The sequence below is a fragment of the Chromobacterium alticapitis genome, from assembly GCF_002924365.1.
GTDB classification, from domain to species: domain Bacteria; phylum Pseudomonadota; class Gammaproteobacteria; order Burkholderiales; family Chromobacteriaceae; genus Chromobacterium; species Chromobacterium alticapitis.
In genome coordinates this window covers 1-358 of the sequence record NZ_PQWB01000086.1, presented here as the reverse complement: position 1 = coordinate 358, position 358 = coordinate 1, and the positions used below count along the sequence as shown (strand labels likewise).

At 53.9% G+C, this 358-nt stretch carries 2 tRNA genes and 1 rRNA gene; all 3 read right to left on the bottom strand.

What is annotated here, in order from left to right:
• Positions 1–20: 20 nt before the first annotated feature.
• Positions 21–96 (bottom strand) — tRNA-Ala (locus C2I19_RS16250).
• Between the two features lie 3 nt (positions 97–99).
• Positions 100–176, bottom strand: a tRNA-Ile gene (locus C2I19_RS16245).
• A 93-nt stretch (positions 177–269) separates the two neighbouring features.
• Positions 270–358 (bottom strand): 16S ribosomal RNA (locus C2I19_RS16240); the annotation flags it as partial.

Here is a 358-nt window from a genome sequence, read left to right as displayed (position 1 = left end):
ATTATGTTTGCACTGCAAACTGGTGGAGGATGACGGGATCGAACCGACGACCCCCTGCTTGCAAAGCAGGTGCTCTCCCAACTGAGCTAATCCCCCAACTGGTGGGTCTGGTAGGACTCGAACCTACGACCCCTGCGTTATCAACACAGTGCTCTAACCAGCTGAGCTACAAACCCAGTAAACTTCTCAGCACCAGGCCTTTCGACCTGGCTGCCCTTAACCACAAATAACCGATAGGCTGTAAGTACTTGGCAATCGCCATTCTCTAGAAAGGAGGTGATCCAGCCGCAGGTTCCCCTACGGCTACCTTGTTACGACTTCACCCCAGTCATGAATCCCACCGTGGTAAGCGGCCTCC